Genomic DNA, 1,082 nt, shown 5'->3' on the forward strand with positions numbered 1-1,082 from the left:
GTGCCCGCGTATTTCAACGACGCTCAGCGCACGGCGACGAAGGATGCGGGGCGGATCGCGGGGCTGGAGGTGCTGCGGATCATCAACGAGCCGACCGCGGCGGCCCTCGCGTATGGCATGGACAAGAAGGAGCACGAGACGGTGCTGGTCTTCGACCTGGGGGGCGGCACCTTCGATGTGAGCATCCTCGATGTCGGTGACGGTGTGGTGGAGGTGCGCTCGACGGCGGGTGACAGTCATCTGGGCGGTGACGACTTCGACCGGCGTCTGGTCGACTATCTGGCGGACGATTTCCAGAAGGAGAACGGTATCGATCTGCGTAAGGACCCGCAGGCTCTGCAGCGGTTGTTCGAGGCGGCGGAGAAGGCCAAGACCGAGTTGAGTTCGGTGACGCAGACGCAGGTGAGTCTGCCGTTCATCACGGCTGACGCGTCGGGGCCGAAGCATTTGACCGATTCGGTCATGCGGTCCACGTTCGAGCAGATCACCAGTGATCTGGTGGAGCGCTGTCTGGGTCCGGTGCAGCAGGCGATGGGGGATGCGAAGGTCGGCGAGAGCGACATCGACGAGGTGATCCTCGTCGGGGGTTCCACCCGGATTCCGGCGGTCCAGGCGCTGGTGCGCCGGCTGACCGGTGGCAAGGAACCCAACATGAGTGTGAATCCCGATGAGGTCGTGGCGCTGGGCGCGGCGATCCAGGCCGGGGTGCTCAAGGGCGAGGTCAAGGATGTCCTGCTGCTCGATGTCACGCCCTTGTCGCTGGGTGTGGAGACGCGTGGCGGTGTGATGACGAAGATCGTGGATCGGAACACCACGATTCCGGTGCGTCGGGGTGAGACCTTCTCCACGGCTGAGGACAATCAGCCGGCCGTGGACATCGTCGTTCTTCAGGGCGAGCGTGAGCGGGCCGCCGACAACCGGGTTCTGGGCCGGTTCCAGCTCACCGACATCCGGCCGGCGCCGCGGGGTGAACCGCAGGTCGAGGTCACTTTCGATGTGGACGCCAACGGCATCCTCAATGTCAGTGCGCGCGATCAGGACACCGGTAAGGAGCAGGGCATCACGATCAGTGAGAGTTCCAA

Annotated in this window: 1 protein-coding gene; it reads left to right on the plus strand. The window is 64.5% G+C overall.

The genetic code is table 11. The features are described from left to right. The coding region (gene dnaK / locus ABZ899_RS36525) for a molecular chaperone DnaK (RefSeq protein ID WP_361355239.1) at positions 1-1,082 on the plus strand (1,082 nt) is incomplete at both ends.

The organism is Streptomyces sp. NPDC046859 (assembly GCF_040645135.1).
Lineage (GTDB): Bacteria > Actinomycetota > Actinomycetes > Streptomycetales > Streptomycetaceae > Streptomyces.